Below are 18,326 nucleotides of genomic sequence, written 5' to 3' on the forward strand. Positions count from 1 at the left end.
TACTACTAGACTATAAAGGTTTTGCAGCGTATAATGATAGTTTTGCGTAAAGTTTAAGCAGGATACAAAACAGGAAGCTATATGTCCCGATATCGAGGCCCACGGCTAAGAATTGTACGTCGTTTGGGCGATCTGCCCGGTTTGAGTCGCAAATCGCCGCGCCGTGCCTACCCACCCGGTCAGCACGGTCAAGCCCGCAAGAAGCGCTCTGAATATGCTATTCGACTTGAGGAAAAGCAGAAACTCCGCTTCAACTACGGCTTGAGCGAAAAACAGTTGCTGCGTTACGTGCGTAGAGCCAGACGCGCTACAGGTTCAACTGGTCAAGTGCTGCTGCAACTGCTGGAAATGCGCCTTGATAATACCGTCTTCCGCATGGGGATGGCTCCTACTATCCCCGGCGCTCGCCAGTTGGTGAATCACGGTCACATTACAGTCAACGGGCGCGTGGTCAATATTGCCAGCTATCAGTGCCGTCCTGGCGAAACGATTACCGTCCGCGATCGCGACCAATCCAAACGGATCGTGCAACAAAACCTGGAATTTCCTGGCTTGGCGAATACACCCAGCCATCTAGAGTTTGACAAAACTAAGCTTAGTGGCAAGGTGAACGGCGTTGTTGAGCGCGAATGGGTAGCGTTACAAGTCAACGAACTGTTGGTGGTTGAATTCTACTCGCGCCAAGCGTAAGAAAAGGCAAAAGCATTCCCAGGCCGCAGCCCTGGGAACGAGGGCAAAAGGCAGAAAAGGATTTACTTTTGCCTTTTTACTTTTGCCTTTTTACTTATTTACCCGCCGATTTGCGACATGGTGCGGGTATAAATGCCAGTCGTGCCGGAATTACGTTGCTTGTAGTTAATTTCTGGCTTAATTTGCAGCAAATCCTGCACTTGCGTTCTTAGTTCCGCTGGATCTACACCGCTACGGAGAGCAGTTTTTAGGTCTATTTGACCAGTTTCGTTGAGCAGACAGGGGCGGAGCCAGCCATCTGCTGAGAGGCGCATCCTGTTACAGCGATCGCAAAAACATTCCGACATCTGGCTGATAAATCCCAGCGTGCCTTTGGCTCCGGGAATCTTAAATACATCGGCAGGGCCATTACCACGTATAGCTGATTCTGTCAAGCCCCAGCGATCGCTGATGCGTTGTCTCAACTCGGCAGAAGAAAGCCAACCGCGATCGCCAAACAAATCGCCATTGCCAATTGGCATAAATTCAATAAACCGCACGTGCCATTGGCGGTCAATGGTCAAAGCAGCTAAATCTAATATTTCATGGTCGTTGACACCGGGAATTACAACCACATTCAGCTTTAGCGGGTCAAAACCAACGCGATGAGCGGCGAGAATGCCGTCCCAGACTTGCTGCCATCGCGAACGACCGCGATTGCCACTAATATTGTCAAAAATTTCAGAATCGAGCGAGTCGAGACTGATATTAATGCGGCGCAACCCAGCATCGTAGAGATTTTGCGCCATTGGGGCGAGTAAAAACCCGTTGGTAGTCATCGAGAGATCTTGGGTTTGAGGGAGAGATGCGATCGCTCTTACCAACTCCACCAAGCGCGGACGCAGCAACGGCTCACCCCCAGTCAGACGAAAGCGCGTAAATCCCACAGGGATAAACACCTCATTGAGAAGAGTAAGCAGTTCCTCATCGGTTAGCAACTGTTGCCGCAACAGATAGTCAAGTTCAGCCCCTTCCGGCATACAGTATTGACAGCGAAAATTACAACGGTCAATTAAGCTGATACGAAGGTAATCTACCTGGTTCATGCTGTTTTTTGGGGCGAGATGCGCGAAAGACAAAAGGGAAATAGAAGGTTAGAAAGTTAAAACTTATTAACCTTTTAGCTCCTAACGCCTATTTTGACCGATCTGCTGGTTGAATTACGACAACTGGCACAAGTTGTGCTTTAACAGGCAAGAGCGATCGCATCACCATCCTTAGCGGCTGACTGCGATTTTCGCGGACTGCTACAAGGGGCAAAAGAGCTAAAAGGCGCACCACAGCGCTGAGGGCAAATACTGCTGGCAAGCCGCCGAAGCCGGGGAAACTGGCAAGAAAGCCACCAACTGTAGTTCCCAGCGCACCGCTAACACCAGCAACAGCAGCAGCGATCGCAAAATATTTAGACTGGTTTCGCAACGGTGCTACATCCATTTGGAGATTACTGGTACACAAATCAATAGCCGCCTGCGTACCACCCATCAACAAGTGTAAAAGCGGGAACCACACCCAAAGGGAAACAGCATCAGCACCAATCGCCACCCAAAGTAACGGCGTCAGCGCTACCAGCACTCCCACAAACACCATAAGCGGACGATTGCCAATCCGGTCGGCTAACTTGCCCCACACAACCATCATCAGCAAATTAGCCCCAGCCCCAATGCTGCCATAGATCGTTACCCAGCTGACATCTATATCCAGGTTGTCCAGCAAAAAGAGATTAAAAAACGGCGAGCCAACATTAACAGCAAACACCCAGAAGCTAATGTAAAGCAAAAACCTCAAAAAATTAGGCTCCAAGCGAGGCTTAGCTTCAACAACTGTCCCCGTTTCCTTCTGTAGGTCGTCTTCCCCTCTTCCCTGCTCTTGGGGATTCACATCAGCCATGAACAACTGACAGCCAATACTGATTAGCCCAACCACGACTCCCACACACAACAGCGCACCGTAACCCTGAATCGTCCCACCCGGCCATGCAGACACTGCAAGACCCAAGAGGGGTACGCCGATGAGAGCGGTCAAACTAGCGGCACTATTGCGAAATCCAAAATACCTCCCCCGTACCCGCACGGGCACTAACGTCGCTATCCAACTCAGCCAAGAAGCACCGCCCAACGATACCAGTACGTTGGAGAGTAAAACTATTGCCAATGTCCAAGAGACTAGCTGGTGCGGATCGCTATGAGACCAGTTTATCCACCAAATCCCGATCGCTAAAATCAGCCACATCAGCCGTGCTGGCACAAAAACAGCCAAGTCATACCATTGGCGGCTCGTGGTGCGCTCTGCCAGATGCGCTCCCAGCGGTTGCAGTAAGTTGACCAGCATTGGCATAGAAGACAGCATCCCTATCTCGACTGGAGTTGCACCCAGTTGAAGCAAGAAGTTACTGAGCAAAACGCCGCCAGTAATGCTGCCAAAAATAGCAGCAAAGACTGCATCCCAGGTAGATGCCTTTAGACTAGACCGAATTGAAGATTTGGATAATTTGTGCGGTTCTGCGGCAGGGATTATGGTTTCGGTTGCTGCGATGGTTTGTATAATTCCCTGTTCGGCCAGAGTGACGGTTGGATCTGGAGCAAAGTCTTTTACTGAGTTAGATAGGTTGGGATAGGCAACCACAAAATTCCTCACAACTAAGTTGAATTATTAATGCCTTCGATACCGCAGAGGGAAGCTATAAAACGATAGAGTGAAAGGCTTGTACTGTGCAGCTTTCCGCAGTAAGAAAGATTGTTCAGGCAAATACGACAAAAATACCTCCCAGAAAATAGTTGCGATCGCTCAAAGATAGTTGAAGTATTGTTGTTCTGTTATCTATGTTTCCCAGAAAATCTCGGTTAATCTCTATAGCATAGGCAGCATCTACAGATTTAAACCGCCAAGGCTGCATCCGGGCAGATGCGCCACAAGAATGAAATTAAGAAGGGGTGTCGATCTGTATGGCAAACGAGCAACAGCTAAATCTGCTCAAGGAAGGGGTAGAAGCTTGGAATCAATGGAGGCAAATTAATCCTGAAATAAGGCCAGACCTTAACGGAGCAGATCTGCACTCGTGCGATATCGGTGCAGTCAACTTAGTGGGCGCAGCTATGCGAAGCAGCGATCTTAGCGGAGCCAACTTGATGGGGGCGGATATGCGTAGAGCAGATTTAGCAGGAGCGAACCTGAGCGGGGCATATCTGAGCAATGCGGACTTTAGCGAAGCAAATCTCACTGAAGTTAACCTCAGCGAAGCTTATCTTTTCGAGGCAGATTTGAGCCGGGTGAACTTGAACGGGGCAGATCTGCACTGGGTATATCTGGGTAAGGCAGATTTGAGTGGGGCGTACATGATCGGCGCAAATTTGAACGAGGTTGACTTGCGCGGCGCGAATCTAATCGGCGCGAACTTGAGCGAGGCTAATCTCAAAGCAGCCAACCTCACAGGGGCGGATCTGCAAGGGGCGGATCTGCGCTGGGCGGATTTGCAAGGGGCAAACTTGATGGGAGCTAGGTTGCTAAAGACTAGCTTTGAGCAGGCGAACTTGGAGGGTTGTTCTATCTATGGGATTTCGTGTTGGGGGTTAAACCTGGAAGGAGCAAATCAGTCAAATTTGATTATTACTCCTCCAGGCGAACCGACGATCGCTGTAGATAATCTTGAGGTGGCTCAGTTTATTTATTTGCTGCTCAATCACAAGCAAATCCGCGAGGTTATTAATACCGTTCCGTCTAAAATTGTGCTGCTAATCGGTCGCTTGACTAAACCAGAACGCAAGGAAGTTTTAGAAGCAATCCGCGAAAAACTTCGCCAACGCAATTATTTGCCCATATTGTTTGATTTAGAAAAACCAGGCGGGCGCGATCGCGTCGAGACTGTCTCTTGTTTGGCAAGTATGGCGAGATTTATTATTGCCGACCTGAGCGATGCCAAAAACATTCCACAGGAATTGCAAAGTATTGTCCATGAAGTGGAGCTAGTACCCCTACAAGTGCTGCTGCAAGCGGGAGCCAAAGATGCAGCTATGTTGGAGCCTTTTAAGAAATACCCTTTGGTGCTAGAGCCGTATCGCTATGAGAACGTTGAGGAAGCGATCGCGTTTCTCTATGAAAAAGTAATTGCCCCTGTTGAGGCCAAAGCAAACGAGTTAATAAAAAGCAATAATTAAAACTGGCAGGCACGGGCAAGTACAAAGCACGCAAAAAATAAGGAGGGCTTGATCGGCGTGGCAAACGAAGATCATCTGACTCTAGTAAAACTTGGGGTAGATGCCTGGAACCATTGGAAGGACGAAAATCCTGAAATCCAGCCAGACTTTAGCGAAGCAGACCTCAGCAGAACCGACCTGAGCGAAGCCAAGCTTTGGGGGGCAAACATCAGGGTAGCGAACCTGAGAATGGCCAACCTCAGCGGAGCCGATTTGTGCGGGGCAAACCTCTGCGCGGCAGACCTGAGTGGGGCAACCCCAATCGGGGCAAACCTGACTGGGGCAGACTTGATTGGCGCCAACTTGAGCGGTGCCAACTTCAGCGGCGCCAACTTGAGGGGGGCGCATTTGATGAAGGCAGACCTCAGCGGCGCTTACCTCAGCGGCGCCGACTTGAGGGGGGCGCATCTAGGCAGGGCAAACTTGAGCGGTGCCAACTTGAACGGTGCCAACTTGAGCGGTGCCAACTTGAGCGGCACGCAATTGATCGAGACAAACTTGGCGAATGCCAACCTTCAAGGTTGTCGAATTTATGGAATTTCCGCTCTGGAATTAAACCTGGACAGAACAAATCAAGCGAATCTGATTATTACGAGAGAGGGTGAACCTACCATCGCCACAGATAATCTTGGATTTGCTCAGTTTATTTACTTGCTGCTCAACGACCAAAAAATGCACGGTGTCATTAGTAGCATTAGCTGCAATGCCGTCTTGATTATGGGTAGCTTTAAACCAGATCGCCTGGCAATTTTGGATGCGATTCTCAATGAAATTCGCGATCGCAGCTATTTGCCGATTGTGTTTGATTTCGAGACATCACTAAGGCAGGATCTCACCGAGACTATCTCTCGCGTGGCTGGTATGGCTCGGTTTATTATTGCCGACTTTACCGACCCCAGAAGCATCCCGGACGAGTTGCAGACTGTTCTCCCTGACATAGAGCGAGTCCCCATTCAACCAATTTTGCATAGTTCAGCCCAGAGGCAATACTCTTTTATGTTTAGAGATTTGCAGCAATATCCTTGGGTGCTGGAGCCTTACTTTTATGAATCGTCCCAAGAAGCGATCGCATCCCTCAAGGAAAAAATCATTAACCCCGCTGAGGCTAAGGCTAGGTTATTAGGAAAATCTAGGAGTTAGGAGTTATCAGTTATGCTCTCGTTCCCTGGCTCGTTCGGGGAACGCCATTCCTTAAAATTCCATCGTAATTATTGAAATATTAAGGCAGACAACATTGCCCCCCTCATAAACTCGAAGATGAGATGGGGCCTATATCCTCCTTGATTTCCTTTCTATAAAAACTCTTCTTTAACTAACCAACTGCAACCCCTTATCATGCATTTTTTGGTCGATGCGCTGCATATCTTCAAGAGTTTCACCAGTTACAATTCCGTAAAGTTCAGTGTAAATTTTGCCATATTTAACCCTTTCTAGCGCCGATAAAATTATCAAGTCTTTACGCTCTATTTCTTCCTTGAGAGTCACTAAAATCGAGTCCAAAGTGCCGTCCATCCAGTAGTCAGTTGAATAATTCGCTACCTCTTTCCCCAGCTCCAGAAGGGTATTACGCTGCAAGCACAGAGGAGTTGAACCGTTAACTCGAAAATTAGCATCGATCGCGAAAAGTTGCCCGTCTTTATCTTCCAAAACGTCGAAGCCAATAATGCCGAAATAACCCTGCTTATGAGCATACTGACCGATGGCGGCAATCATCTCATAGAACTTGCTCATGTCGCTCTCGCCATAATAAATGAGTCCGCCCAAGTACTTGCCTTCGGGACTGACGAGTTGGCGAGTAACGCCAATGAGGGTAATATCTCCGACTTTGTTGACATAAAACTGCACGCAGTAGTTTTCTACAGCGTCTTTAATGAACTCGGAGACGATGATGGTATCCAGCAGTTTGATATTCAGATATTTTTTAATTTCTTCGCAGCAGTAGTTAAGTTCGCTGGCGCTTTTGATAATATAAGTACCCTCCCCTGAGAGTCCATGAGATGTTTTGATCAAGTAGGGGAATTGTTCTGGTAATTTAATCTCATCGAAATTGGTTTCGTGCAGATTGTAGGTTTCATATTTTGGACAACTCACCCCAAGTTCAGCTAGCGTTGCTTTGCTCAATAGGCGATAGTGAGTATCTGGATCGACGGCGTGCTTCTGGGGAAGTAAGCCGTCGAAGGGGAATAGAGTAATAACTCGCTCCAAGCGATCGCTCTTATTAATTTCATCGAGATAATCTTTACTCTCGATCACTTCCAGGTTGTTGTAGCTGAAGCCAAAATGCTCTCGCCAGTAGTCAACTAACACTTTTCCTGGTTGGCTGAGGACAACACCGGAAAGGATATCCCCTAAAACCGCTAAGTTTTTCCAAGGTTCCTTTTCACAAATTTTGTCATAGGAAGTTTTGGTTGCTTCATCGCTCCCGTCTTGTAAAAAGTATTTTTTCGTGTTGGGATAAGCTGCCCAACTTGAAGTTGCTGGGTAATTCAAGATGAACGTATACCCTGCATCGGCAATATCTTGAGCAAATAGTTGGGAGAAAGAATTACCTTGGAAATAATTAAAGTTGTATTGAGTATTCATGGTTTGGAAAGACCCTAATGACGATTAGCGCAAAGATGTATAATTTCTAAAAATCTGGATGGCGGCTGATTTTATCGATCTGATTCCATCAGATTGGCAGAAAGCTACACGAGAATAAATAAAGTTAGGCATACTTGCTTTTAAAAACTAACTTATTGCCTCTTTATCCTGAAGAATTTAACGTAGTAGAAGTTGTATCTATTGTTGTGACTTTTGCAGATTTTTTAAACTTGCGATCGCTAGCTGCGATTCTCCTCAAGTAATGAGAAAAACTGCGTTCAATCTCAACGTGTTGCTTTACTCGTGTAAGATTCTTCCTCCTCTGTGCCAGTTGCAACTGCTTATCCTCGCTGATACGTGAGAATGTCTATAGCGCAGTCAGTATCTTGACAGTATAAATTGCGTTATTCCATCAAACGTCTACCCCAAGAACAGGCTCGCTCTCTCTAAAGGCAGAGTTCTCACCTAAGCGCTTGTGTAATTTTGAATACATTTTGACGCTGGGCGCGATCGCCTGACTGCGGCTCAATTGGGCTAAGGCGACGAAAGAAACAGAATTCATGGGAGCGATCGCAGCGTGAATAATTAGTTGATTTGGCAACGCCCACTTGTGAAATCTGTTCTAGTTTCTCCTAGTTAATTAACCTTGATATAAGCAACCCGCACCCTATTAGCGCTCGCTGCCTTTGGGATGCGGGTTAACTTATTAAAGCTATTTTTTAAAGCTTTCTAATACTTATAGTTACCAGCAGATTCGAGGACAGTCTGCGTTGCTACATCCAGGAATTGTAAGGATAGATTTTTGCCCAAGGCTGCGGCTTGCTTCATACCATCCAGCAGGCTCTTGATTCCCTCAGATTTGACTGCGCTTACAGATATCATATCCACGACAACAGTATCAGTTGCTAATTCCAAAGCTTGCTCTAAAGACTTTCTAAATGCGGGGCTGGTCGAGCAATCTAGACAACCGCTTGGTCTAAGTACAACGGTGGCGGGACGAACTTGGTGTTTGATGGCTTGAGGAACAGGGGCTTTGCTGAAAAAGTTCTTGAGGACGTTCATCGTTATCTCTAGGCCGCGTCTGATTTAGGGAAGAAAAATTTCTATATTGATAGGATGCTATGAAAATCCGATAAGAGATCTGCCAAAAGTCACCCAAGCGCAGTGTTTTGGATCACAACGAGCTATGATTGTCGGCAGTCCCAGTCCTCGATGCGATCGCACCCAATCTGGTAAATTTGCTCAAAACCCCTTGGGGCATATCTCCTACAATGTTTCTCTCGCACAATAAAATATAGTAGTTGTTATTCATAAAGTTAATATTTATTGCGAAAATTATTACTCAAACCTATCGAAGCCCTAATAGCGATTAAAAGCAGGCAATTAAGACAGTACTCAAAAACCCCACGATCGCTCCTTACCAATGACCTTCCTCAAACCCCGTTCTGGATACACGCTACCCGTTTTTGCCTGTGCCGCCGCAGTTGCCGCACTGCGCTGGTTGCGCCACCCTCAACCGCTTGATGCTGTATCAATCGATTTAATCGAACCCGCCGAAACAGTGGAAATTCCTATTGAACAGGTTGCGGGTATCGGCGAGGGAATGGCTTTAGCAATTACCCGCAGCGATCCCGGCGATAATCTCGACCTTACGCGCAATACACCAATCTGGGCTTTGGTGGAATGGGTTAAGGAAGTCCGGAGTCCGGAGTTTGAACCAGAAGCGATCGCCATCAAAGGTGGGGAAGGGATCGGGCGAATGGTTGACGCTGGTGACAAGGCTGCTATCTATGCTTATGCACAGCAGGTATTGCGAGAAAATTTGGGGCGTCTGCTGGAACCAGGGGAAAAAATTCAGGTAACTATTATTTTGCCCGAAGGTCGGGCGCTGGCTCAACGCACTTCTAATGCTGCCTTTGGTGTCTTAGAAGGACTGTCTCTACTGGGAACGAGGGGAATTTCTCAACCTTTAAGTGCTAGTGCAACTCTAGAAGCTTATCAAGAGGAACTGCAACAAAAGGCTAGTAATTTTGATTGTTTGGTGTTCTGCGTGGGGGAAAATGGCTTAGATTTGGCAGCTAAATTAGGTATAAATCCTAGCCAATTGGTCAAGACTGCTAATTGGTTGGGGCCGTTGTTGGTAGCAGCAGGATTTTATAACGTAAAGTCAATATTGTTATTTGGCTATCACGGTAAGCTGATTAAATTGGCGGGTGGAATTTTTCACACTCACCACCACCTTGCTGATGGACGGCTAGAAATTCTTACAGCTTATTGTGCCCAGGTGGGTTTGCCGACTTCTGTGATGCAGACTATTTTTGCACTTCCTACTGCGGAAGGGGGGCTAAAATATTTGCGGGAATTGGATGCCAAAGATGGCACAGATTGGGTCGAGCGGGTTTATGGCGCGATCGCCTCGCGCATCGACCAACGCTCTTCTGAATATATCCGCAACTTGGGCGATCGCGATGTCCTTGTGGGTTCGATAATGTTTGACCGCGATCGCCAAATTGTTGTCAAAAGCAAAATCGCTGCCGCATTACTGTATCAATTGTGTTAGTTTTATAAGAATAGCAATTGCCTTAATAAATCGAAATAAACGGCTTTTTATAGTTTAGTTCCCAGGCCACGTTTTAGCTGTCCAAATCTATCTGTACATTCCCACTATCTACATCAGGAAACAACAACGGTGACTCTACAAACTGAAACACCGCCTCTAATAGAGTATTTGGGGCAACTGAACCGACAAATCATTGTAATTCTCGACTTCGGTTCCCAATACTCCGAACTAATTGCCCGCCGCATTCGCGAGACTCAGGTTTATTCCGAAGTCCTTCCTTATCGCACTAGCGCTGAGGCATTGCGGCAACTGAATCCTAAAGGAATTATTCTCTCTGGGGGGCCTAATTCTGTTTACGACAAAGGCGCTCCCCACTGCGATCCAGAAATTTGGAACCTGGGCATCCCCGTGTTGGGAGTATGCTACGGGATGCAGTTGATGGTACAACAACTGGGCGGGATAGTCGAACGCGCAGATCGGGCTGAGTATGGCAAGGCATCGTTATTTATTGACGATCCCACAGACTTACTCACGAACGTAGAAGATGGTACAACAATGTGGATGAGTCACGGGGACTCATGTAAAGCATTGCCATCTGGGTTTGAAGTGCTGGCACACACGGCGAATACACCCAGCGCCGCGATCGCGCACCACGAGAAAAAACTCTACGGCGTTCAGTTCCATCCTGAAGTCGTCCACTCGCTTGGCGGTATTGCCTTAATCCGCAACTTTGTCTACCACATTTGCGACTGCGAACCTACTTGGACAACTGCCGCATTTGTTGAAGAATCGATTCGAGAAATCCGCGCCAAGGTTGGGGATAAACGAGTGCTGCTGGCTCTTTCCGGTGGCGTTGATTCTTCTACCCTCGCATTTTTGCTGCACAAAGCGATTGGCGACCAACTGACTTGCATGTTCATAGACCAAGGGTTCATGCGAAAGCACGAGCCAGAACGGTTGGTGAAGCTGTTTCAAGAACAATTCCACATCCCTGTGGAGTATGTAAACGCACGCGATCGCTTTTTAACTGCGATCGCTGATATCACAGATCCCGAAGAAAAACGTCGCCGCATCGGTCACGAATTCATCCAGGTATTTGAAACAGAATCAAAACGCCTTGGCCCCTTTGATTACCTCGCTCAAGGTACTCTCTACCCAGATGTTATCGAATCAGCCGATACTAACTTTGACACCAAAACAGGCGAACGAGTAGCTGTCAAAATCAAGAGCCATCACAACGTCGGCGGCTTACCCAAAGATCTGCGTTTTAAGTTAGTCGAACCACTGCGGAAACTCTTTAAAGATGAAGTCCGCAAAGTCGGTCGCTCGATTGGTTTGCCAGAGGAAATTGTACAACGACAACCCTTCCCCGGCCCAGGTTTGGCGATTCGCATTTTGGGAGAAGTCACCGAAGATCGGCTGGATATTTTGAGAGATGCCGACTTAATTGTTCGCCAGGAAATTAACCGCCAGGGAATGTACACCGAGTTGTGGCAAGCCTTTGCCGTTTTGCTACCAATTCGGAGTGTAGGCGTTATGGGCGACCAGCGCACCTATGCTTACCCGATTGTCTTGCGCTTAGTTAAGAGCGAAGATGGCATGACGGCTGATTGGGCGCGAGTTCCTTACGATTTGTTGGAAACTATCTCGAATCGGATTGTAAATGAAGTTCGGGGAGTTAATCGGGTGGTTTACGATATTACTTCCAAGCCGCCTGGAACTATTGAGTGGGAATAAAAGTAGGGTGGGCAGTGCCCACCTTATACCACTATTTAAGTTTTAGTAATAGAGATAATCACTTTATTTCTAAATAGCCTGTTAGCAAATTGCTTTAAAGTTTTACAATATTTAGAATTTCGTCTCGTGTTTGTTCAGGTGACTTATCCTTTGTATAAACAACAAACTTTGCTAGAGCGTGGTTTGAAGGATGCTTAACAAAGTGTTCGTTAAAATCAACTTTATTACTGACTATACCGCCATTGCGTTCGTTTAGTATTTGGATTGATTCTTCTAAATCTGGAGATGGAAGAATCAATACTATATTCCTATAAGGCTGTAAGATTCCTTTTACACGGTGGAAAAGTTTATCGTCTTCATAAACTGAATGACCGCCTCCGAAGTCAATCACGCAGTTTCTATGTTCATACAGTAATCTTTCAACAGCGTAGGCTTCAAATGGCTTCCAATATCTATAAAGCCCAAGGAATCCTGCTTTTTCTTTTATTTGCTGCGCCCGTTCTTCATCATAATGTATTTCCTTATAATAACCCCATCGCAATTCGTCCATAGAACACTGTGGAAGCCCTAGTTTTTCCGCAAGGAGCTTTCCAACCGTGCTTTTCCCTGTCCTAATCGGGCCAATGAGAATAATATCTGAAATCACTTGTATTTCATCTTTTACTCAACAATGACGAGGATGTTCAGCAGTCTATCTGCTCGCTCATAGCATTTTCTAGTCGCTCTAATAAAGTATCGACATTAGTTGCAACTTGCTCGAAGCAAACTGGGGGAGGGGGTGAGGGTTCAAACTGAATTAGCTTTATTTGACCGTCGCCAATCCCGATCATAAGAACTTCTAATTCAGGTTTATGAGCATCCACGATTCCCAATATTTCCTGAAGCTTGTTCTCAACTTGGCTGTTGAGCGCCTCTATCGCTGCTTTGGGACAATACACGAAATGGGGGGTCGGTTTCATATCGATCCCCACAGTACCCTTGGTATCTCCATTTTCTAGCCACAATCCCCAAGCCAGCGCCGCCAATTCTTGCTGATTTGCTTTGACAAAGCGATCCAGCTGGCGTCGCCAGTTCTTTTCTCCCTCATTTGGCTGGGTACTACCAAGTAATATCATTGTCTGCCTTGTGTAATTACCAATATCATCTCAGATCTGTGTGGAGCGAACAGTTGTTCGTGTTTTGCTAGTCTACCAATTTGGGTTGTGCGATCGCCCCTCGCATCGCTCTAAGTTGCTAAAAGCGCCCGCGATATATGCCCCAAGACCTAGCTAAGGGATGAAACCACCGTAAATTCCAGCCACTAATGTCTTTATAGATAGATAATGAAAATTTGTGATTATCTATACAATTGAGCAGAGAATAAAAAATCATAAATGCTGGAATTTGCTAACGATTCACTTGAGTTTAGTATTGGTCTGTTTTTAATATCAGCTTTGGCAATAGTCATCAGCGGCACCTTTATGACTGCGATCGCCGATCGTTTGGCTAAAGAAACCGGGCTTGGCGAAGCCTTGATGGGAGCCTTATTTCTGGGATTTAGCACCTCCTTGCCTGGAATCGTTACCTCCGTCGCTGCTGCTGCCGGAGGCTACCCAGAACTAGCCATCGGCAATGCTCTAGGCGATATCGCCGCCCAAACAGCTTTTCTAGGAATTGCCGATATAACTTACCTTGAAACCAATCTAGAATACTCCGCTGCCACCGCTGCAACGCTGACGCAGGGAACCCTGCTCATAGTCCTATTAGCAATTCCTCTACTGGCAGTAGGTTACCCATCCGTCACTTTTTGGGGAATCCATCCGGCTTCATTTGGACTCATAGCAGCGTATTTGTTCGGTTTGCGTCTGGTAGCTGCGGCTCAATCCCTCCCAATGTGGAAACCAAATAACACAGGGGAGACAATTGTTGACAAACCAGAAGCAGCCGAGCCAAATAGTCCGGGATTGATTGGGTTATGGTTGCGTTTCTTTTTGCTGGCGGCAGTTCTTGGAGTCGCAGGGTATGGGGTCGAACAAGCTGGAGTATTCATTGCCAACTCCACAAGCCTTTCACAGAATGTAGTTGGCAGTCTGTTTACCGCTTTGTCAACATCACTGCCGGAACTCGTGACCACAGTCGTGGCGGTAAGGCGGGGAGCGCTGACGCTAGCAGTCAGCGGCGTCCTCGGTGGCAATACCTTTGATGTGTTGGTCTTGGCTTTGTGTGACGTGGCGTTTCGCAATGGCTCAATTTATCAAGCTTTAACACAACGCGAAGTTTTTGTGCTTGCCTTGACCATCTTGATGACTGGCATTCTGCTGTTGGGCTTGTTGCGTCGGGAAGAGCATGGAATTGGCAATATCGGCTTCGAGAGCGTTTTCTTGCTGCTGCTTTATGTAGGTGGATTTGCCCTAGTCTTTTTCTCTAATTAAGTACCGGGAGATTTTAACGCCTTATCAAGTACGGCACGGGCGTCCTCTGCTTTAGAACGCGCTTCTTGATAGCGCAGATTAGCTTGAGCGAAGGTTTTTAGAATTTTAAAACCTTCTTTGAGTCGAGCAATTTCCTCTTCAGTTACTGACTTATCTGAGAACAATATATCTACCTGAGCGCGAACCTCAAGTGCCTCGGTGCGTGATTCCTGAACTTTGAGCTTAAGCGTAGCTAGGTTGCTAAGAATCTGTACTGCTTGGGTAACTGCGTCCTCGTCGCTAGCTGTATCGGTTGGTGGTTCTTTGACTTCAATGAACTGTTGAGGGCCAAATCCATCTTCGAGATCGGTGGGTAGCTTGCCTGCATCCATGAGTTCCATAAGCTGATCCATTGCTTTTTCGCGGGCTTTTACTGAATCTTTGCCTGGAACTGTTAGGATAATTTCTGGACTCTGAGCGAGCGTGTATTGAACCATGTTTGTAACCGGATAAATTATCCGGGATGCTAATTGTTTTGTTAGGAAAACTACTGTTATATTTTACTATTTTATCCCAACATTTATCCAATTAGACAGATAATTATTGCTAGCAGTTTTTTAGCCGCGATCGCTATCTGGCGAACTGTTCATCAACTTAGTCCAAAAAGTGCTAATAGACTGTTTTAACTGGTGCTTGCGATACCACTTTTCAAATGCTCTTTCGTAATCTTCGCCCTGAGATTGATAGGTATTCCAAGCCTTGATGCCGAGTCCCAGACCCCAAAATAATAAAACGTACAGCGACCAAGAAATTTCGCCTGCGTTAACTAAATTCAGCAGTACAAAAAAAGAATTAACAATTACATAATTGCCAGCTTGTTTTTGTAACTTTCCGCGTCGGTAAATATTAAATTCCTGACGCTTTTGAATTTCTCCGCGCTGGGATAGCCACTGCTGTTCTGCTACTTGTAGAGATTCTGGGGAAATCGCTAATTCAGAAGCAATTTCTAGAAGCTGTTCGCGGGAAAATTCTCCGTCATAGGCTTGACGCGCGATCGCTATCTGAAGAATTTCCTGTATCTCTTCTTGCTGATAAGAGCGGGTGATTTTGTTGTCGGATGCCTGCATACTCTTGTCTATTTGGAGAAAATTTTTCTGCTCTAAGGAAGCGATGGCTATTGCCTTCCCAAGCGCTGGAGAATAGCGCTTCTTCTATTATGCCTAGCCTTCTAGGAAGTATGCCTGTTGCCAGACCTGGAAAACTCTAGACACTTACCACTTTTGGTAGTGGGATCGTTCTCTCGCTAGGCGGGGGTAAGCGCTGAAGCTAGAAGCTATTCTTGGTTGCAAGAGCAGAGTTCAACTATGTTAAATGGGGCTAAATATGCAAACTAAATCAGACTCGCATTCGGTTGCGCCTGCGAAACAAGGAATTGCGGCAGCTCTTCGCGCTTTCGGCTGGATTTGCTTCTGGCTAGAGTTAGTGCTAGCTGTTGTTTGCGGTATAGCTTTGCTGTTTGCTGTCTCTGGTCGTAACATAAGCGACGAAACGGTTGGAGGCATTGGCATTGGTATATTTTGGGCTATAGGCGGAGTATTAGCGTCACTCTTCAGCGTCTTTGTGGCTTTCCGCTACACTGGCATATCCAAAGCTCTGCGATCGCCCAATACAGCAAAACATCCTAAGAAGGCTGACGTAACTCAACTCCTGCGTCTTGGTGTAATTGCGGGTTTGGCGGGGATGTTATTGGGCATACTCGGTGCTGGCTCGACTCTGGGAGTGCTAGTAGCAAAATCTGTATCAATGCCTCAACTAAGTGTGGCAGCCTACGACCCTAGTAAGAGCATTCGCGGACTTGATGTTTTTGTAGCGATGGCGAACCTTATTGTTATTACTGCTAACTTTCTGGGTACGGTCGCGCCGCTTTGGATGTTGAATTGGCTGCATCGGGATTAGGGCATTGAAGTCTGGAGTCGGGAGCCTGAAGTCTGGAAATGCCACATACGCCATTTCCTAATTCTCATAACCGAACGTCAGAAGACGGTAAACACTGTATTTAAAAGATTAAAACGCTTGTTACAGTTCGTTACGATAAGAACATAGAGAGGTAAACGAATCCTCTCCAAGATGCGAGCGATCGCGTCTGTACAATTGGAGGTAGCCTTATGAACGGCACGATTCGCGTTGGCAATCTATTTGGTATTCCCTTTTACGTCCATCCATCCTGGTTCTTCATCCTTGCCTTAATGACTTGGAGTTATGGAGGAGGACTGTCGGCTCAATTTCCAGGACTGGGCGGATCGTTATCATTGCTACTGGGATTGATTGCCTCGCTATTGTTGTTTGCCTCTGTTTTAGCGCATGAATTGGGACACAGCTTCGTCGCCATGCGCCAGGGTATTGAAGTTAAATCCATCAATTTGTTTATATTTGGTGGTTTGGCAAGCTTAGAAAAAGAGTCAAAGACTCCAGGCGAGGCGTTTTGGGTCGCGATCTCTGGCCCTCTAGTTAGCTTAGTTATATTTGCTCTGCTGACTGCCATTAACTACAGCACAGCTATTTCCGGGCCATTTGCAGCAGTTCTAGGACTGCTAGCCTCCATCAACTTGGCGCTGGCACTTTTCAACTTAATTCCTGGCTTACCTTTGGATGGTGGTAATATCCTCAAGGCGATAGTCTGGAAAATAACAGGCAATCCTTATAAAGGTGTTGTGTTTGCTGGTCGAGCTGGTCAATTTTTGGGTTGGATTGCGATTAGCTTGGGCGTGTTAGCAATCTTGGGAATTAGCAGTGTCGGCAGCTTCTGGACTCTATTTATCGGATTGTTCTTACTGCAAAACGCTGGTCGGGCCACGCAGTATGCAAAGGTGCAGGATCTACTGTCAAGCCTGACAGCAGCAGATGCGGTAATTCCTAACAGTTCGAGCGTATCATCTGAGCTTTCTTTGAGGGAGTTTGTCAACGAGTATGTTATTGGCAAACCCAGCAGAGACGAATTCTTAGTAACTGATGAAAACGGGCAATTGATAGGAGCGATCGCAGTTAAGGATTTAAACGCTATCCCCACATCTATTTGGCCGCAAACTTACGTCAGAGAACTGATAAAACCAATGCAACTATCCACAACAGTTAAAGCCGAGCGATCGCTGTTGGAAGTTGTGACAATGTTGGAACAACAAAAGCTAAATCAGATTCCAGTTATTCGCGATGGCGTGCTAGTTGGAATCGTGGAAAAAGCTTCAATTCAGCAACTATTGATGAGACAAGCGCAAGCGAAGTTTGCTTAATACGGCAATTAGCTAGCCATAACCCCCGATAAGTTAGAGGGTTATGGGATAAAACGAAAACTCCCTGGAAATTTCCAGGGAGTTTTTTTGTGCGCGATCGCCAGACCGGGAAAATGAAAACCTTCCCCGGAGTATGAGAACAAAAAAAAGTGTTAAATTACGCCCTTAAAACCGTAATAAATACACGCGCTTGCGCCAACCAAATAAACAAACCAGGTCAGAAAAAACCCAATTGCACGCCCTGGAGATGGCCCATACGTTTTGATCAAACCCCATGCATGGGCAATCCGGGCGGAGGTGAGAACGCCTCCCTCTAACCACAGCAGCCAATTTGGCGAATGCATTAATTCCAGAGCGATGATGAAAAGCAATGCCTGCGGCACATATTCCGCAAAGTTCCCATGAGCGCGTACCTTGCGCTGTAAAGCACCATTATCTTTAACTGGTTCGGACAGCATCATTGTCGCTAATCTCTCGACCCCGCTCGCAACAATATTGGGGTTAGCGAGAGGATCGGGTTGCATCGTAACATTCTCTTTTGACTCACCGTGCCAAACTCTTGTTCTCGTCCGTTCCATTGCTGCAATGTAGGAGAGTGCAAAGGCGATGAAACCATTAATTCCTATGAATAGAGTCGAGATGGGAATGAGATTTTCGTTCATCTTGATTCCTCCAAAAAAATATTGTTTTATTGGTTATAAGTATGAAATTCTATCTTAAAAGTCAGACCCCAAGTTTTCAGGGGGCGACCAAGCCGCTAGAGCGGCTGTTCTATAAGGTTTATAGCTCTCAAACCTCGTTGATAAAATGACTTTTTATTGGCAATAAGACTGAGCATTTCCTCTACCCA

Annotated in this window: 20 protein-coding genes; 8 read left to right on the forward strand and 12 right to left on the reverse strand. The window is 46.5% G+C overall.

Annotated elements, in window-relative coordinates; translation table 11 throughout:
* The first annotated feature begins 81 nt into the window (after positions 1 to 81).
* Complete coding sequence (gene rpsD / locus H6F77_RS18275; protein ID WP_190489975.1) at positions 82 to 690, forward strand: 30S ribosomal protein S4; 609 nt, start codon at positions 82 to 84, stop codon at positions 688 to 690.
* 98 nt (positions 691 to 788) lie between these two features.
* On the opposite strand, the gene moaA is transcribed toward rpsD, so the two are convergent.
* The 3 genes from moaA to H6F77_RS18290 form a co-directional block, all read right to left on the reverse strand.
* Positions 789 to 1,775, reverse strand: coding sequence for a GTP 3',8-cyclase MoaA (gene moaA / locus H6F77_RS18280; RefSeq protein ID WP_190489976.1), 987 nt, complete (start codon positions 1,773 to 1,775; stop codon positions 789 to 791).
* A gap of 88 nt (positions 1,776 to 1,863) precedes the next feature.
* Positions 1,864 to 3,363 (reverse strand): MFS transporter, encoded by a 1,500-nt coding sequence (locus H6F77_RS18285; protein ID WP_309228874.1) that lies wholly within the window; start codon positions 3,361 to 3,363, stop codon positions 1,864 to 1,866.
* 103 nt (positions 3,364 to 3,466) lie between these two features.
* Entirely contained in the window at positions 3,467 to 3,622 is a 156-nt protein-coding gene (locus H6F77_RS18290) for a hypothetical protein (RefSeq protein ID WP_190489977.1), read from the reverse strand.
* Positions 3,623 to 3,671: 49 nt separating this feature from the next.
* Here H6F77_RS18290 and H6F77_RS18295 point away from each other — a divergent pair, with 49 nt between their 5' ends.
* Together H6F77_RS18295 and H6F77_RS18300 are read left to right on the forward strand one after the other, a co-directional pair.
* Complete coding sequence (locus H6F77_RS18295; protein WP_190489978.1) at positions 3,672 to 4,880, forward strand: pentapeptide repeat-containing protein; 1,209 nt, start codon at positions 3,672 to 3,674, stop codon at positions 4,878 to 4,880.
* Between the two features lie 57 nt (positions 4,881 to 4,937).
* Positions 4,938 to 6,059, forward strand: coding sequence for a pentapeptide repeat-containing protein (locus tag H6F77_RS18300; RefSeq protein ID WP_190489979.1), 1,122 nt, complete (start codon positions 4,938 to 4,940; stop codon positions 6,057 to 6,059).
* A 168-nt stretch (positions 6,060 to 6,227) separates the two neighbouring features.
* On the opposite strand, the gene H6F77_RS18305 is transcribed toward H6F77_RS18300, so the two are convergent.
* The 4 genes from H6F77_RS18305 to H6F77_RS18320 form a co-directional block, all read right to left on the reverse strand.
* Complete coding sequence (locus H6F77_RS18305; RefSeq protein ID WP_190489980.1) at positions 6,228 to 7,502, reverse strand: ATP-grasp domain-containing protein; 1,275 nt, start codon at positions 7,500 to 7,502, stop codon at positions 6,228 to 6,230.
* A gap of 412 nt (positions 7,503 to 7,914) precedes the next feature.
* The gene (locus H6F77_RS18310) at positions 7,915 to 8,103 is read right to left on the reverse strand and encodes a hypothetical protein (protein WP_190489981.1); all 189 of its coding nucleotides are present in this window, start codon (positions 8,101 to 8,103) and stop codon (positions 7,915 to 7,917) included.
* 128 nt (positions 8,104 to 8,231) lie between these two features.
* Positions 8,232 to 8,564 (reverse strand): STAS domain-containing protein, encoded by a 333-nt coding sequence (locus H6F77_RS18315; RefSeq protein WP_190489982.1) that lies wholly within the window; start codon positions 8,562 to 8,564, stop codon positions 8,232 to 8,234.
* A gap of 112 nt (positions 8,565 to 8,676) precedes the next feature.
* Positions 8,677 to 8,814, reverse strand: a complete 138-nt coding sequence (locus H6F77_RS18320; protein ID WP_190489983.1) for a hypothetical protein — start codon at positions 8,812 to 8,814, stop codon at positions 8,677 to 8,679.
* Positions 8,815 to 8,925: 111 nt separating this feature from the next.
* Here H6F77_RS18320 and cbiD point away from each other — a divergent pair, with 111 nt between their 5' ends.
* Both cbiD and guaA read left to right on the forward strand, forming a co-directional pair.
* Positions 8,926 to 10,062: a cobalt-precorrin-5B (C(1))-methyltransferase CbiD gene (gene cbiD / locus H6F77_RS18325; RefSeq protein WP_190489984.1), complete on the forward strand. Its 1,137-nt coding sequence runs from the start codon at positions 8,926 to 8,928 to the stop codon at positions 10,060 to 10,062.
* A gap of 129 nt (positions 10,063 to 10,191) precedes the next feature.
* Positions 10,192 to 11,799, forward strand: a complete 1,608-nt coding sequence (gene guaA / locus H6F77_RS18330; RefSeq protein ID WP_309228876.1) for a glutamine-hydrolyzing GMP synthase — start codon at positions 10,192 to 10,194, stop codon at positions 11,797 to 11,799.
* 94 nt (positions 11,800 to 11,893) lie between these two features.
* Here guaA and H6F77_RS18335 read toward each other — a convergent pair whose 3' ends face one another.
* Together H6F77_RS18335 and ccmS are read right to left on the reverse strand one after the other, a co-directional pair.
* Positions 11,894 to 12,445 carry a shikimate kinase gene (locus tag H6F77_RS18335; RefSeq protein ID WP_190489985.1) on the reverse strand — a complete coding sequence of 184 codons (552 nt, stop codon included), beginning with the start codon at positions 12,443 to 12,445 and terminating at the stop codon, positions 11,894 to 11,896.
* A 37-nt stretch (positions 12,446 to 12,482) separates the two neighbouring features.
* Entirely contained in the window at positions 12,483 to 12,914 is a 432-nt protein-coding gene (gene ccmS, locus H6F77_RS18340; RefSeq protein WP_190489986.1) for a beta-carboxysome assembly chaperone CcmS, read from the reverse strand.
* A 258-nt stretch (positions 12,915 to 13,172) separates the two neighbouring features.
* Between ccmS and H6F77_RS18345 the strand changes: the two genes are divergently transcribed.
* Positions 13,173 to 14,210: a sodium:calcium antiporter gene (locus tag H6F77_RS18345; protein ID WP_190489987.1), complete on the forward strand. Its 1,038-nt coding sequence runs from the start codon at positions 13,173 to 13,175 to the stop codon at positions 14,208 to 14,210.
* On the opposite strand, the gene H6F77_RS18350 is transcribed toward H6F77_RS18345, so the two are convergent.
* Positions 14,207 to 14,686 (reverse strand): hypothetical protein, encoded by a 480-nt coding sequence (locus H6F77_RS18350; protein WP_190489988.1) that lies wholly within the window; start codon positions 14,684 to 14,686, stop codon positions 14,207 to 14,209. The two genes, H6F77_RS18345 and H6F77_RS18350, sit on opposite strands and share 4 nt — an antisense overlap.
* Positions 14,687 to 14,806: 120 nt before the next feature.
* Entirely contained in the window at positions 14,807 to 15,316 is a 510-nt protein-coding gene (locus tag H6F77_RS18355; RefSeq protein ID WP_190489989.1) for a 2TM domain-containing protein, read from the reverse strand.
* Positions 15,317 to 15,572: 256 nt separating this feature from the next.
* On the opposite strand from H6F77_RS18355, the gene H6F77_RS18360 reads away from it, so the two are divergent.
* Entirely contained in the window at positions 15,573 to 16,145 is a 573-nt protein-coding gene (locus H6F77_RS18360) for a DUF3611 family protein (protein WP_190489990.1), read from the forward strand.
* 209 nt (positions 16,146 to 16,354) lie between these two features.
* A complete protein-coding gene (locus H6F77_RS18365; RefSeq protein ID WP_190489991.1) occupies positions 16,355 to 17,476 on the forward strand; it encodes a site-2 protease family protein in 1,122 nt (373 codons plus the stop codon).
* A 152-nt stretch (positions 17,477 to 17,628) separates the two neighbouring features.
* Here H6F77_RS18365 and H6F77_RS18370 read toward each other — a convergent pair whose 3' ends face one another.
* Positions 17,629 to 18,138, reverse strand: a complete 510-nt coding sequence (locus H6F77_RS18370) for an MAPEG family protein (RefSeq protein ID WP_190489992.1) — start codon at positions 18,136 to 18,138, stop codon at positions 17,629 to 17,631.
* Between the last annotated feature and the right edge of the window lie 188 nt (positions 18,139 to 18,326).

This window comes from Microcoleus sp. FACHB-831 (assembly GCF_014695585.1).
GTDB lineage: Bacteria > Cyanobacteriota > Cyanobacteriia > Cyanobacteriales > FACHB-T130 > FACHB-831.

Coding starts and splice junctions, on each gene's coding strand:
- H6F77_RS18305 (WP_190489980.1), bottom strand. CDS start 7,502: ATGAATACTCAATACAACTTTAATTATTTCCAAGGTAATTCTTTCTCC.
- cbiD (WP_190489984.1), top strand. CDS start 8,926: ATGACCTTCCTCAAACCCCGTTCTGGATACACGCTACCCGTTTTTGCC.
- H6F77_RS18355 (WP_190489989.1), bottom strand. CDS start 15,316: ATGCAGGCATCCGACAACAAAATCACCCGCTCTTATCAGCAAGAAGAG.
- H6F77_RS18315 (WP_190489982.1), bottom strand. CDS start 8,564: ATGAACGTCCTCAAGAACTTTTTCAGCAAAGCCCCTGTTCCTCAAGCC.
- ccmS (WP_190489986.1), bottom strand. CDS start 12,914: ATGATATTACTTGGTAGTACCCAGCCAAATGAGGGAGAAAAGAACTGG.
- H6F77_RS18320 (WP_190489983.1), bottom strand. CDS start 8,814: ATGAATAACAACTACTATATTTTATTGTGCGAGAGAAACATTGTAGGA.
- moaA (WP_190489976.1), bottom strand. CDS start 1,775: ATGAACCAGGTAGATTACCTTCGTATCAGCTTAATTGACCGTTGTAAT.
- H6F77_RS18365 (WP_190489991.1), top strand. CDS start 16,355: ATGAACGGCACGATTCGCGTTGGCAATCTATTTGGTATTCCCTTTTAC.
- H6F77_RS18295 (WP_190489978.1), top strand. CDS start 3,672: ATGGCAAACGAGCAACAGCTAAATCTGCTCAAGGAAGGGGTAGAAGCT.
- H6F77_RS18360 (WP_190489990.1), top strand. CDS start 15,573: ATGCAAACTAAATCAGACTCGCATTCGGTTGCGCCTGCGAAACAAGGA.
- H6F77_RS18345 (WP_190489987.1), top strand. CDS start 13,173: ATGCTGGAATTTGCTAACGATTCACTTGAGTTTAGTATTGGTCTGTTT.
- H6F77_RS18350 (WP_190489988.1), bottom strand. CDS start 14,686: ATGGTTCAATACACGCTCGCTCAGAGTCCAGAAATTATCCTAACAGTT.
- H6F77_RS18290 (WP_190489977.1), bottom strand. CDS start 3,622: ATGCAGCCTTGGCGGTTTAAATCTGTAGATGCTGCCTATGCTATAGAG.
- H6F77_RS18370 (WP_190489992.1), bottom strand. CDS start 18,138: ATGAACGAAAATCTCATTCCCATCTCGACTCTATTCATAGGAATTAAT.
- rpsD (WP_190489975.1), top strand. CDS start 82: ATGTCCCGATATCGAGGCCCACGGCTAAGAATTGTACGTCGTTTGGGC.